This is a genomic window from Bacteroidales bacterium, assembly GCA_012517825.1.
Classification (GTDB): domain Bacteria; phylum Bacteroidota; class Bacteroidia; order Bacteroidales; family JAAYUG01; genus JAAYUG01.
Genome location: JAAYUG010000077.1, coordinates 1 through 15,796 on the forward strand (window position 1 = coordinate 1; position 15,796 = coordinate 15,796).

At 48.3% G+C, this 15,796-nt stretch carries 3 protein-coding genes; all 3 read right to left on the reverse strand.

Features of this window, described 5'->3' with window-relative positions; translation table 11 throughout:
- On the reverse strand, positions 1-11,991 hold an 11,991-nt coding region (locus tag GX419_04930), incomplete at its 3' end, for a hypothetical protein (GenBank protein ID NLI24030.1).
- A 489-nt stretch (positions 11,992-12,480) separates the two neighbouring features.
- Complete coding sequence (locus tag GX419_04935) at positions 12,481-13,866, reverse strand: alpha-amylase (protein ID NLI24031.1); 1,386 nt, start codon at positions 13,864-13,866, stop codon at positions 12,481-12,483.
- 87 nt (positions 13,867-13,953) lie between these two features.
- The gene (locus tag GX419_04940) at positions 13,954-15,792 is read right to left on the reverse strand and encodes a glycoside hydrolase family 13 protein (GenBank protein ID NLI24032.1); all 1,839 of its coding nucleotides are present in this window, start codon (positions 15,790-15,792) and stop codon (positions 13,954-13,956) included.
- Positions 15,793-15,796: the final 4 nt, after the last annotated feature.

Genomic DNA, 15,796 nt, shown 5'->3' on the forward strand with positions numbered 1-15,796 from the left:
GTTATTGGGTCCTGGCCCCTGCACCGGCAGAGCATTTACGTAGAACCGGTAGTTGGAAGCCCCTCCTGCCGTAAAGGTTACCGCTTCACCCTTACAGATAATATTGTTGTCATCAGAACTCGTGATGGTGACAACCGGCAAGGGATTCACATGAACAAGCGTCGTATCGCTGTTATTGGAGCAGCCGGTGGCTGAAGTACCTCTTACCCAAACCCTGTCGCCGGTATTCAGCACTCCGGTGTATTTGTTGTTCAGACTTGAATCCTGCACTACGGAACCATTGACAAAGAATTTATAATACAATGCATTATAAGCTGTAAAGGTGGCAGGTTCCCCGGCGCAGATTTCCGAACCGTCGAGGGTACTGACAACCGTAACCACCGGCAACGGATTGATGGTGATCGTTACCGTACTGCTTACCGAATTGCAAACTGCAGCATCGTCATAGGCCGTCAGGCGTAAGGTAATAAAGCCCGTTTCTCCCCTGGGAGGCAGATAGGTAGTAACCAGACTGCTGTCGTTGGTAAAGGTTCCCGTTCCGTTGTCAGTAGTCCATTTCAATCGTGTATAGGTACCCGAGGCAGTTCCGTTCAGATGCACGGGGGTATTTTCGCAGACAACCTGGCCAAGCCCTGCCGAAACTACCGGCTTCGGCCGCACAGTGAGTTGCATGGAATCTTTCGCCGGAGCGCAGATTCCTGCTGCGTCGTTGGTCTGAATTCTCAGCCAGAAGGTGGAACCTGACTCGGCTGGTGCCGGAAAATAAAGGGTAGAAAGAGAATTCTTATTGCTGAAAGAACCGGCTCCACCTGACCATGTAACAGAATTATAACTACCTTTTGCAGTAGCCGAAAGGAACGGCAAACCGTCGGAACAAACTACCTGGTCGGGCCCGGCATCAATAACCGGCATGGGATTTACCTGAACTGTTGCCGACTGAACCGTTCCCTGGCATCCATTCGCCCAGGGGGTTATTGTATAAGTAACCTTCTGTACCTGATTGTCGGAAGTATTGTAAAGCTGTTCTGATATCAGATAATTAAATGGGGCATTGCTGACCAGCGGAGTAAACCCGGTGATACTGTCGGTGCCGGTTGCCGTAATAGTATATGTGACCGATGCGTTCGGAAGGGTTGGAGTGGAAAGGACAATATGACTGAACTGTTCGTCACAGATCGTGCTGTTAACTGGATTCAGATTGACTTTCGGCGTAGGATTGATATGGACTCGCACAGTAACTGTATCTCCCTTGCATAAAGAAGAACCCGGTACGAGCCTGTACGTGACAGTTTGCTGCTGATCAGAGAAATTGAACAGATTGTCATTGATTTTGTCATTGTTGATCAGACCAGAACGGGGTGAAGAAAATCCGGAGACGGAACCCGTGGAGGTTGCAGTATAGGAGAAGGAAATGGCGCTGGTAGGCAGGGTGGGAGTGGTGAGCAGAATGTCGGCCACACCCTTGTCGCATATGGTCTGCTCCGTAGCAGATACATTCAGCACAGGCTTCGGCTCTACGGTAACAGCAACAGCTGAAGTATCGCCCTTGCATCCAAATACCTGCGGAACCATTTTGAAATAAGCAATCTGCGGAGCATTCGAAGTGTTGGTAATAGGCACATTGATCCCTGAGCCGGCCGGAAGATTAAGAACAGGAGAGCTGTAACCACTGAGCGCAGCAGGGGCTTGAACAATGTACCCAAAGGTAACACTGTCGTTTGGTACAGTGGTTGTACTTACGGTAAATCCGGTTAAGGCTCCCGAGCAGATTGTCTGGCTTGAAACAGAAGGAGAAAGCACCGGGGTTGGATTTACTCTCACGTTCACATCCACGGGCGAGCCGACACAGCCTGCCGCCTTCGGTATAATCCTGTATGTCACCGTTTGTGCTCCCGAAGTAAGATTGGTAAGCTGGTCATTCACCAGCGTATTATTGGACAATCCTGTACGGGGCGTTGCAAATCCTACAACACTGCCCGTAGAAGTTACATTGTAATCAAACGAGAGCGGAGTAACATTGGTTGGAGAAGTCAACAGGAAGGAGGTGTGTTCATTATTGCAGATGGTTTGATTAAGAACGGAAGGTTGTACAACAGGAACAGGATTCACCCGCACAGTAACAGGAACTGCCGTACCGGTACAACCCTGTGCTTCCGGAGTAACAGTATATACAACGGTTTCCAGGTTATTGCCGGTATTCCACAGAAAATCGGCAATCTGGCTGTTGTTTTTCAGGCCGGTGGAATCATGATAACCGAATACATTTGCCGAGCCTGACGCCGTGTAGCTAAATCTTACGCTATCAGCCGGGAAAGTAGGCGTCAGCAGGGTTATGCCTGCATTGGTATTGCTGCAAATGGTCTGCGAAGTTACCGGAGGAGCAACAACCGGTGTCGGTTTTACCGTAACAATTACATTGATGGATGGCCCTGTACAGCCCTGAGAAGAAGGCGTAATAATGTAATTGACATTCTGGGGTGCATTGGTGGCATTGCTGAGCAGATCCTGCACTGTGTGGTTATTAAGCAAGCCTGTAAGCGGTGCAGCAGGATATCCTCCCACTCCTCCCGTGGAATTGGCTTCCAGCCGGAATCGTACCGAATCGGTCGGCAGGGTTGAGGTAGTGAGGGTAAATGCTGTCTTCGTCCCATCGCAAATCGACTGACTCAGCGGAGAACTGCTGACATTGGGTGTTGGCTTGACGGCAATGGTAATGGTTTGAGGTTTCCCCTGACAGCCTGCTATAAACGGAGTAATTGTATAAGTGGCCGTGCGCTGATCATCAAACCCGTTGTGGAGAATATCGGAAACAGTACTGTTATTTGGTATTCCATTTTGTGAGGACATTCCGGTTACACCATCGGCTGAACTGCCGGTATAATTGAAAGTTACCAGTGCCTTTGGATTGGCATTTGTGGTAATCAGAATGTTGGTAACGGTACCATCGCAAATGGCTGGTGTATAGGAAGGTACCACATCAGGCGTGGGATTAACCGTCACAACAATATCAGTGGGAGAACCAGCACAACCATTGTAGGAAGGTGTTATCTGGTACGTTACTGTTTGCTGGAAGAAAGTGGGATTCTTCAATGTCTGGAAAATAACCGCACTGTCGGTGAGATTGGTTACAGGTGAGGTGTAGCCCGTAACTCCGCCGGTAGCCATCACAGTATAGCTGAACCGGACACTGTCAACGGGTGAAGTAGGTGTACGAAGCACGATATTGGTGGCTGTGCTGTCGCAAATATTCTGTGCAAGTACAGAAGGATTTACTTTGGGCACCGGATTGACAGTGACTGTTACCTGCTTGGGTTTCCCTACACATATTCCCGATTTTGGGGTAATGGTATAGAGCACCGTTCTCGGATTGTTCGCAGAATTTTTGAGATTTTCACCAATGCTACTGTTATTGATCAAGCCGGTTACCAGGTTGTTGAATCCTGTAACCCCGCCGTCGGGATTGACCGCAGTATAATCAAATGTAATACTGCCGGTAGGTGCCGTGGGGGTTTGCAGATTGATGTTAGTAATACCATTGCTGCAGATGATCTGACTGAATGTTGAAGGATTTACAACCGGCTCCGGTAAAACGGTTACATCAACAATCACTGAATCTCCGTAACAACCTAAACCGTAGGGACGGACGACAAATTGAACGGTCTGTGGAGCATTGGTTGAGTTTTTCAGTATATGCCTGATCGTATCGCCATGATGGACTCCTGTTACAACCCCGGCAGGATAACCTGATACTCCGGCAACGGGAACAGCATAATAAATAAATGTTACACTATCAGCAGGAGTGGTAGTTGTTGATACTCTGAAAGCTGCTTCCGTACTGTCGCAGATGGTAATGGTAGACGGGTTAACGGCAATGGTTGGCTTTGGATCAACGTTGACCAGAATGGTATCAGCCGGCCCCTGGCACCCCCTGAAGAAGGGACGAACCACATAGGTAACAGTCTGACGGGACGTCGTGATATTGTTCAGAACATCACTGATAAACGATCCAGGAGTTTTGCCTATTACGTTATTTGAAAAACCGCTGACTCCGGCAGTTCCGGTAGCTATGTAGTTGAAACTCACCTGGTTGTTTGGCAGGGTATTGGAAGTAAGCTCAATGGATGTTTGCTGGCCTGCACAAATATTCTGTCCTGCAGGTACCGGCGTGATATCGGGAGTAGGATTAACCAGAACCGTGGCTGTTTTGGGAGATCCGTAACACCCCTGTAATCTTGGAGTTATTTCAAAAGTTAGAGTTTGCTGAAGGTTGGTGCTGTTGGTAAGGATAAAGTTTATAGTATGGTTGTTCAGCAGGTTGGTTCCGTCAGAATAACCTGTCACTCCTCCGGTTGAAGAAACGGTATAGTCAAACCGCACACTGTCGGTGGGGGTGGTAGTCGTGGTCAGTTTGAGATTCATGGCCGTGAGGTTACAAATCTCTTGCGCAGCAGCTGATACATTGACTTTGGGCCGCGGGGCGACCTGAACAACAATGTTTTCAGCTGTTCCGGTGCATCCCATAAACTTTGGAGTAACAACATAGGTAAGCGAATGCAGAACATCGGTTGCGTTGTTCAATACATCACTAATCACATAGCCATTCGGCAGATTGTTTCTGAAGGTCATATAGCCAGTTATACCTCCGGTATTCAGCACGGTATAGTCAAAGGAAATACTGTCGGCAGGAACTACTGAGGTACTCAGAACAATCCGTGTCGTATCACCGTCGCAGATGGCAGGGGTAAAATTATTGTAAAGTACATCGGGTGAAGGTTTCACAAAAACAGTGATGGTCACCGTATCGCCAATGCAGCCAAAAGCTTTGGGGACAACGTGATACCTTACTGTCTGTACGGTATTGGTGGTATTGTTCAGCACATCACTGATGACGGCTCCGTTGGTAAGGCCGGCGGCTGATGCAGTAAATCCCAAAACACCGCCCGAGGATTCAGCTGTATAATCGAAACTAACGGCTGAGATAGGGAAAGTTGAAGTATACAAACTAATGCCAACAGTTGCATTGTTGCATTGATATTTAACCGTCTGTGAAGGAATTACCACCGGGGTGGGACGCACGGTAACCGTTACGTTTGCCGGAGAACCTGCACAGTATGATGAGCGCGGCGTGACAAAATACAAAGCAGTACGCTCCGAATTCTTCAAGTTATGCAGGCTGTCGGCAATAAGGGCACCGTTCAGAACCGTATCCGTTGGCGTATATCCGCTCAGGTCAGTGGAAGCAGTTACGTCGACAACAAACCGCACATCTGACGGGTCAAAATAATTGGTGCCCACTGTGAATGCTGTCCGGTCATCGTTGCAGATAGCCTGGGTGCTTAACGATGTAAACACATCAGGAATGGGATGCACGCTAACGGGAAGTTGTTTGTAATCGCCAACGCATCCGGCAGCGCTGGTTTCTCTTACACGGATATTGCCGCTCAGGGAGCTGAAATTAACACGGATATTGTACAGGCTGGGATCAGTGGTGATATAAGCCCCTGAAGGCACATCCCACTGGTAGGTTGATCCCGGATGATCAGCTACTGAATACAATACATTGGTCTCGGAATTGCAAACATCCGCTTTTCCGAAAATAGTGTCAATAACCGGCTTGGGATGCACGGTGATGGTTTTGGATTTGGTTGCTCCCACGCATCCGGTAATGACGTTTCGTTCCGTCACTTTTATCAGCACCGTTCCGGCCGAATCAAACCGCAGCTGAATGAAATTATTCGCAGGCGCACCGCCCGAAAGTACAGTAACCGATGACGGACGTTCCCAGATATATTCGGCATTACCATGGAAAGCAGCACTGTAAAGGTCATTGCCATCAATACACTCCTCCGTTCCTCCGCTTATGTCACCCGTCTGAGGTGTAGGATGCACGGTGATGGCAAAGGGAACCGAATCGCTCACACAGCCAAGCCGGGAGGCTTTTACATAAATGTTGCTCTTGAAATCGCCAAAGGTATTGTTAACTGGTGCAGTATACGAGGCTATATCTCCTGTTCCACCTGATGGCAGACCAATATCTCCGCTGACAATTTTATTGGACCAGGCAAATGTTGCCCCGGGTGTGTTGCTGGTGAAAGGCAAAGGACTGATAATCTCTCCCGGACACACTTCAATGTCGGGCTGATCATCAACGATGGGCTTGGGTTTGACTGTAATGAAGAAGGTATCAGGCCGGGCACTGCAACCGCTCAAATCAGCCTGCACAATGATGCGTCCTGAAATATCCGTTCCGGTTGCATTGGCAGGAGCAAGATAGGGAGGTATGGTACCTATGCCACCGACGGCAATTCCAATGGCCGGATTGGTGTTGGACCAGGTAAAGGAGGCTCCGGGAGGATTGGTTGTAAAGGCACTCAAATTGATCAGTTCACCGGGACACACTGTGTAATCAGGTGTAGGAGAAATTACCGGCGTGGGTTTAATAAATATGTTGAATGCCATCGAGTCACTGAGGCATCCGTTCAGAACGGCCCCCACCTTAATGTTCCCCACAAAATAGCCTCCGCTGACATTCTCCGGTGCGGCATAGGGACTGATGTTCCCTGAACCTGTGAGGGGCAGGCCTATGTCGGTATTGTTGTTTGTCCATCCAAAAGTTGCTCCGGTAACATTGCTCGTAAATGTGGCGGATACGGTTTCTCCCGGGCATTTAACAATATCGGGCTGGAAATTGACAACTGGCCTTGGCTTTAACTGAACCTTAAATGTGACCGGTGTACTGGAACAATTCTCTTTCGTAGCAATTACCGAAAGATTGGAAGTATAAACCACACCGTTAATATTTTCCGGAGCAAAATAGGCCGGGATATCCCCTGTACCGCTGGGAGCAAGACCGGTAAGTGTGTTGTCGTTTGTCCATGAGAAGAGTTCTCCTCCTCCTGTATTGGCTGAGTAAATAATCGGACCAATCTGTTCATTGGGACAAACTGAAATATCGGCTAAAGGAGTAACAACCGGCCGCGGTTTGATACGGATATTGAACTTCATGGTGTCGCTCACGCAGGCATTCCGGGTTGCTGTTACACCAATGGTTCCCAGATAACTACTTCCGCTGAGGTTCAACGGAGCAGCGTAGGGAATGATATTCCCTATACCTGAAGCCGGAAGACCTATCAAAGTATTGGTATTTGTCCAGGCAAAATCAGAACCGGCAAGGGAACTGGTAAAGTTAGGCGGAGCAACCGGTTCTCCCGGACATTTGGCAATGCTGTCAAGCTGAGTGACGACAGGTCTTGGCTTAACCGAAATGGTAAACGTCATGGCTGAACTGATGCAACCGTCTTTCTCGGCGAATACAGTGATGGTTCCCGTCCTGCTGGACAAAGTAAGATTCTCAGCTGCAGGAACTACCGGTATATCCCCGGTTCCGCTGGCCGGCAGCCCGATCAGCGTATTGGAATTGGTCCACGAGAAGGTACTTCCGGGAACATTGGATGCAAAAGAGCCCACATTGATATTCTCTCCGGGGCATAAAGAAATATCAGATTTGGGCGTAATAACCGGTTTCGGTTTTACATTGATAAAGAATGAAACTGTATCACCTGCACAACCATTGGCCGTTCCGGTAACAACAATTTGACCCGTGTAGATGGAACCCGAAACATTGTTTCCGGCAGCGAATGGGGCGATATTGCCCGTGCCGCCGATCGGCAATCCAATCAAGGTATTGGAATTCGTCCAGGCATAGGTTGTTCCCGCCGTGTTGCTGTTGAACGCAACAGGAGTAATGATCTCTCCCGGGCAGGCTGTAATATCGGGCTGGTCATCAACAACCGGCTTGGGTTTCACAGTAATATCAAACCGCATGGTATCGAGGCTCTCGCATCCGTTTTTGGTACCCAGAACGCTGATGGTTCCGGTTAAAGGCAAACCGCTCACATTATTGCCGGCGGGGAAAGGAGCAATTGTCCCTGTACCTGATGCGCCTAATCCGATGGTAGTATTGCTGTTAAACCATTTATAGGTAGTACCTGCACCCGTATTGGAAGAAAAGGCACCCGGGGTAACCGTAACACCGGGACATACAGAAATATCAGCCTTCTGATTTACTACCGGCTGAGGCTTGATGGTGATGGTGAATGAAACCGGATCGCTGGTACATCCATCAGCAGTGCCATTAACTGAAATGGTTCCTGTAATGTTCAATCCTGTTGGATTATCAGGAGCTGTATAACTGCTGATATTGCCGGTGCCATTGGCTGCGAGCCCAATTCCTGTATTGTTATTCGACCAGCTATAAGTAGTTCCGGTAACATTGCTATTGAATACGACAGGACCTACTGTTGCAAGCGGGCATTCGGAAATGTTAGCAGGAGTTGAAAGGACAGGTTTGGGTTTGATGGTAATGCTAAAGCCGGCCGTATCGCTTACGCAACGGTTCAGTGTAGCTACTACCTTAATGTTGCCCACAAACGGGCTTCCTGTAGTATTGGCAGGAGCTGAGTAGGAAGCAATCTGGCCGGTACCGGAAGCAGCAAGGCCGATGGCGGTATTGCTGTTGAACCATTGATAGGTTTCTCCGGTGGTATTGCTTGAAAAAGCAGGAGGAATTACTTGCTGGGCGGGGCATGCAGACACTCCCGCCAGCGGATTGATAACCGGTTTTGGTCTGGAAGTGATTCTGAACTGCATCGGAGCACTGGTACAGCCATTCAGGGTGGCTGTCACAGTAATCAGTCCGGTCTTTGCTGATCCGGTAAGGTTGAGCGGTGCGGTATAGGAAATATTGCCGGTTCCGGAAGCGGGCAGATCGATACCTCCCGGTAACGGGCCCGGCAGGCTGTTGGTCCAGGTGTAAGTTGCTCCGACAGTATTACTGGAACTGAACGTGAAGGTATAGTTTTCTCCGGGGCAGAAAGCCGAATCGGCAACCGGATTGATAATGGGAGTAGGGTTAATGACAATGACTTTTGTTGACGATCCACCGACACCGCATCCGTTGACAGGGGCCACAGAAATATTGCCCGTTCCGGGGGTATCGAACCGCAAGGTAATCACAGCCGTATCGCTGCGGCCTATGATGACGGTACCCGCCGGCACTGTCCATGCATAACTGGCTGCTCCAGCAACAGCGCTAATGTAGTATGTAGCCGTTTGTCCTTCGCAAACCGGGCTGGGGCCGGTGATTGGTCCTGCATTGCCCGGGATTGTCCCTGTGATATTGATGGTGACCACATTGGTTACTGCAGGAGGACAAACACCACCGGTGACTACACGGCGGTAGTAGGTAGTGGCCAGCAGGCCGGGAGGAGAATATCCCGGTGCGGTTGCCCCGCCAATATCAGACCAGGGCCCGCCGAAAGCGGGTGCTGATTGCCACTGATAGCTGTAGGTCCCATTTCCACCGGAAGCGGGTGCAATTTCAGTAAGAGGTGCCGGAGAAGCCGGAGCACCGCACAACGCCTGATCGCTTCCGATAACACCGGCATTCAGTACCGGTTGAATGAATATGGGCGCTTCATTGGTCACCCGGGGCGGACAAACACCTGAAGAAACTTCCCTTACAAAATAGGTAGTTGCTGAAAGTCCGGCCGGAGGATCATAGTTCGACCCCGTTGCTCCTACGATAGTATTTACGTAAGGCCCTCCGGGATTGGGCGACGACTTCCACTGAAAACTGTATACTCCTGTCCCTCCCGAAGGACCAGTTACCTGCGTTATCGGGTCAGGATCATCTCCTGAACACAGGGTTGAAACAGCAGGAGGCTGAATGCTTCCGGGCTGTATGGAATCCTGAACTGCAATGCGTATTTCATTGGTTATTCCTGAACAACTTCCGGAGGTTACCTCGCGCACATAAAAACGAGTCTCATCCAAACCAGCAGGAGGATCATAGAAAGCATCGGTTGCCCCTGCAATTACATTGGTGTAAGGCCCACCGCTTGCTGTAGCATACAACCAGCGATAGGTATAGGTGCCTATGCCATTGCCACCGGTAGGCGCCGTCAGGGAATTGATAACCGACGGATCTCCGAAAATACAGATTGTCTGATCGGGGGTAATACTTCCGGGGTTTAATGATGGGGTAACATTTACCTCCAGTGAATTCGAAAAAGCAGAACATTGTCCCGAGGTAACATATCTTCTGAACCATCGCGTGGCATTAAGGGCCGGAGAATCATACACCGAATCATTTGCCAGATTGATGTTGCTCCAGGGTCCTGCCAGGTCGGGAGCAATCTGCCACTGATAAGAATAGGCTCCGTTACCACCCGAAGCAAGAGTGACAGAATGGAATCCCGGTGGATCTTCTCCCTGGCAGATAGCCGAATTGCCCCATACCGTTCCTCCGTAAACGGTCGGTGTAACATCCACCTTAATCGTATCGGTATAGGCAGTACAGTAACCTGACTGCACTCTTCTCCTGTAAAAGGTAGTTGTATCAAGAGCGGGAGGATCATAAACAACCGAAGTGGCACCTCCAACAACTGCAAAACTGGCCAGGTCAATGGCCTTTTCCCATTGATACGTGAATACTCCTGTACCTCCTGAAGGTGGCAACGTTTCTGTAAAAATAACCGGGTTATCTCCTTTGCAGATGAACTGATCGTTACCTACTGAACCGGCATTCAATGCAGGGGTGACGGTGATTGTTACCGGCGCTGAATATTCATCGCACGGTCCTGAAAAAACATGGCGGCGGTAATAGGTAGTGGCCGTCAGGGCCGGAGGCGCATATCCGGCTCCGGTTGCTCCGGGAATATCGGTGTAGGGGCCGGCAATATTCGAGGCTACTTGCCATTGATACGTATATGTTCCGTTTCCCCCTGCGGGAGCTGTTGTTTCAACCAATGGGGCGGGTGTTTCTCCTTCACAGATGCCCTGATTGTTACCAATGACTCCAGGCTGGAGGGAAGGATAAATGGTTACCGTAACCTTGCGCGGATAGCTCTCACATCCTGCTGAACCGGAAAGATTCCTCTGAGTAACCCAGAACGTATGCACAGCAGGGATATTGCTGTTGATGGCTGTATCAAAAACAGCGCCATGATACAAGAGAATGGTTTGCAGCGAATCAGCGTACCACCTGATATCAGTGCCTGCTGCCGTGAGAGGAGCAATAGCATCGCCCTGGCAATATTCGTAGGACGGTGCAGCCGGCAAAGGAGGACGCGAGACAACGGTAATCACTGCTCTGGCTTCAACCGGAGGAGCCGATCCAAAAGGGTTACAATCGTTCCAGATGTCAATTGTAACTTCAAATGTCTTTCCGATATCATTTGAATCAGTTGAATTCAGCGGGAAATAGATACTGGCACTGGGTGTCCCTTCCTGAGGGGTTCCCGGCTGAACCGGTGGGGTTTTATAATGGGTACTGTCGTCAGTAAATCCCGTAATAAGATCAAAAACACCGTCTCCGTACTGATCACTTCCACGGGTAATGGTAATTCCCCTTGCCGGGCTCATTGTCAGTGTGGACCCTGAAGTATAATATTTCCAGGTAATAACACGGGTGGAATCGTGTGAATTTCCGTACGGGGGAGGAATAAGGCAGTTAAAAATCGTCCCGTCATGAAAAGTAAAGGTTTGTTCATCGCCAACGCACAATTCATAATTCTCTGCAATGGCAATCCGATCCTGCTCTGTATCAAAAACATTAACAACAAATATGATGGCATCCTGGCCATATTGGTTGGAGAGACGGTAAACCGGACGGTATACACAGCTATCGTCATTGGCATCGTAAGTATGAACAAAGGTGCCGGGAGGCAGACTCTGGTCATTTGCGGATGCAACATAAGTTTCTATAGGTGAACCATCATCCCAGTCAATGGTGTAAACCGTACCCGGAATGATATTGCAGGGAATTAAGCCTGAAAAGTCTCTTATATCAACCGTTACCGGCTGGCAGGTTCTGTCAACATATGCACCTGCAAAGGCTTTCGGAGGCCTGGGACACTGCCCGTAAGATGGCACTGAGAGAAACAATAAAACTGCTCCGCTTATCAGTATGTTCCGCAACCCTTTATCCATGGTAAAGCCAGTTTCTTTTCTGCAGTGAATTATCTTTCTGAAAGTAATCCGAATGCTTCCCATTCACTGCCTGTGTAATACCCTTCAATGAGTATGCTATGTAAATTACTAAGTAAACACTTTTTTTTCAGATAGTCAAACAACTGTCTGAACATCTCCTTTCAAAAGATTTTTACGCTAAATCAGCAGAATTGTTACAAAAGCAGGGAGAATAGCCAGGGATTGGTTTTTATAAACGCAATTTTCCTTTATGCTAATAACGGTTTGGGTTAGGTAAACGACAAAATATTGTTGACAAAAGTGAAATTCGATTCACGAAACCTCAATAGCTGGCATCCACAACTATGACAAAAAAATAAAGAGGGTGTATGGCCCGGTAAGGAAACATTACACCCTCTTCAACCAACCTAACTATTAACTAAAACCTGGGAAAGAATATCCCGGGCACTGCAAAGTAACAATAAAAATTTGAAATAGTAAAACGTTAAGTTATTTTTTTTCATTTGATTCGAAGACCAAATATTCCCAAGGTTTCAGACTGAGGCTCCATTTTCTTTTTAGTTTTAGCGCGTTTCCGCTAAATAACTCGGTATACTCTCCCGCAAGCAGGGCATCTTTGATGGTGATTGCCTGCGGAAGCGGAGAGAGATTGCAGAGGACCAGGACCTTATTATCGGCTTTTTTGCGCACAAAAGCTACTACAGCAGAATCGCAGCCGGTGGAAACAAAAACAGGCCTTCCCCCGTCACCGCTGCGCAGAGCGTTGCTCCTTTTTTTCAGTCCAATCAGTTTCTGGTAAAAAGATGTCAGAGAATAGGTACCCCAGTTTACTGTATCTTTTTCAAAAAACTTCAGTCGCTTATTGAGTCCGGCTTCCTGACCAGTATAAATCAGCGGGACGTCAGGAATTGTAGCTGCCAGCACGGCAAAACACCGGGCTCCATCACCCAGCCGTTCATATTCCGTTCCATTCCAGGAATTCTCATCGTGGTTGGAAGTAAATTGCATCAGGTAGGAATCACCCGGGTAGGCAGAATCGACCCATGCAAAATGCTTTCTCACCATAGTAGCATCCATTTTGCCGGAAGCAATGGAATTCATGATGTGATGAAATTTCCAGTCGTACGTTACATCAAACGCTTTTTCATGAAGGAAAGGCTGATCGGCTTCCGCCACAAAAAATACCGGCCGAATACTGTCGAGCGAAGCCCGGAGGTCGTTCCAGAAATCTACCGGCACCATATGGGCCACATCACAGCGGAAACCATCAATACCCGTTTCGGTATACCACCATTTCATGGCATCGGTCATATATTTCCTGAGAGCCGGATTGGAATAGTCAAAACGGATAACGTCAGTCCAGTCAAAAGGTGAAACAAATCCTCCGAGGGAATCGTGCAGGTAATATTCCGGATGACTAACCGTTAAGGGGTTGTCCCACGAACTATGGTTGGGCACCCAGTCGATGATGATTTTCATACCCTGCTGGTGCACCTGCTCCACAAGATGTTTGAAATCGTCCATCGTTCCGAATTCGGGATTGATGCTCATGTAGTCTCTCACGGAATAATAACTTCCCAGCACTCCTTTCCGGTTTTTAACTCCGATAGGATTGACCGGCATCAGCCAGAGAACGTCCACACCAAGTTCTTTCAGTCTGGGCAAATGCGATTCAAATGCCCTGAACGTTCCTTCCGGGGTATACTGCCTGATATTTACTTCGTAAATCACGGCATTTCTTGTCCATGCAGGATGCTGTACCTGCGAGCTGACCGGATTTTTATAACCTGCTTCTCCCGGTGCAGTGCACTGATAGAGAAAACTGCCCGAAAATATCATCAGGAATAAAATTTGAATGAGTTGTATTCTTTTCATAAATGGTGTTGTTTAGGTTATCTTTTGTGCCTATTACTGAATTAAAAATACCAAACTTCCCAGACAAAATAAAAAACCGTGAACCCGTCAGTTCAGCTCTATAACCATTGCATCCATTGCTCCCACTGTTAGCCGGGACAGATCAGGAATGATTTTTCCTGTCACAACATCCTTTCCTGAGGAAAACGATTTTAATACCTCGCTGTATTTTTCCGTTTGAAGTTCACGTTCTTCTTCCGATGCGTTGAGGATTACCATTACCGCCCTGTTGTTAAGAATGCGGAAATAGACATAGACGTTATTGTCCGGCACAAAGTGGATCAGCTTTCCCTTATGAAGAACAGGATTGTTTTTACGGTAGTTGAAAAGACGGGAAATGTAGGTAATTGTTTCCTGCTGTTGGGTGGTTCTGCCTTTTTCAGTAAAGGCGCTTGCCGGATCTTCGGGCCATCCTCCCGGGAAATCCTGACGGATGTTGGCATGTCCAAGGGTTCCGTCGCCTGCCATTAATAATTCACTTCCGTAATACAATTGCGGTATTCCTCTTACGGTAGCAAGAAACGCCATTACCATTCTGAATTTCCTGACATCTTTCCCCAGGTATTCAAATACACGGCCTGCATCATGGTTTTCAGCAAACACCACCATATTGTCAGGATCGGAAAACAGAAAGTCATCGGCCAGAACATCGTACAGGCGTTGAAGGCCGGTTTCCCAACCGGGGGACTCATTAAAAGCCTTATGGATAGCAAAAGTCAGAGGGAAATCCATCAGGGAGGGCAAACAGGAATTGAAGCCGTCGTAATTCCGTGCATTCTTCTGCCAATAGCTTAACTTGGCGTTATCGGTAAACCACGCCTCTCCTACAATATTGAAATTGGGATATTCCTGCATTATGGCTGAGGCCCATTTTTGCATTCCGGCAGGATCGGGGTAGGGATAGGTATCCATACGTATGCCGTCGATGCCGCTGTATTCAATCCACCAGATACTGTTTTGAATAAGGTATCTCAGTAACAGCGGGTTCTGCAGATTCAGGTCGGGCATGGTGACGTCAAACCAGCCCCGCAGGGCAAGATTCCTGTCATATTCTGATGCATGCGGGTCGGCAACCGTACTGAGGCGGTAATTTGAACGCGTAAAAACAGGAAACTGATTGACCCAGTCAGGAGAAGGCAGGTCCTTCATCCACCAGTGCCTGCTGCCGCAATGGTTCATTACCATGTCCATTATTACTTTCAGCCCGAGTTTATGTGAAGCCTCAACCATCCCGCTGAAGAGTTCATTGGTTCCCAGACGCGGATCAATACGGTAAAAATCAGTAATTGAATATCCATGATATGACGAATGTTCCTGGTTATTCTCCAGGACAGGATTCAGCCATAGTGCCGTTGCACCAAGGCCGGCAATATAATCCAGATGATCGATTATTCCCTGGATATCACCTCCGTGGCGACCGTAAGGAGCCTTCCTGTCGGCCTTTTCCGTCATACCGGGCATATTGTCATTGGCAGGATCTCCGTTGGCAAACCGGTCCGGCATTATCAGATAAATTACATCGGAGGCATCAAAACCTTTTCGGGCGGCTGATCCGGGTTTTCTTTCGTTCAAAGCAAATGGAAAAACATGAAGAGTTTTTCCTTTTGACTGAATCAGAATCTGAAAATTACCCGGCTTTGCTTCGCTGGTAATTGCCACATTCAGAAACAGGTAGTCAGGATTTGGCACAGAAACAATACTTTTTAACTGCAGGCCGGGAATATCGGCTTTGATTTCAGTTTTACCGATATTTTTGCCATAGAGCATTATCTGAAGGGAAGGGTCTTTCATTCCGGTCCACCACGACGGGGGTTCAATCCGCCAATCCTGCGCTGTGAGAGGCAGAAAAAGGAGAAGACACAGTACCAGTAAATTTGCTTTCTTCATATGG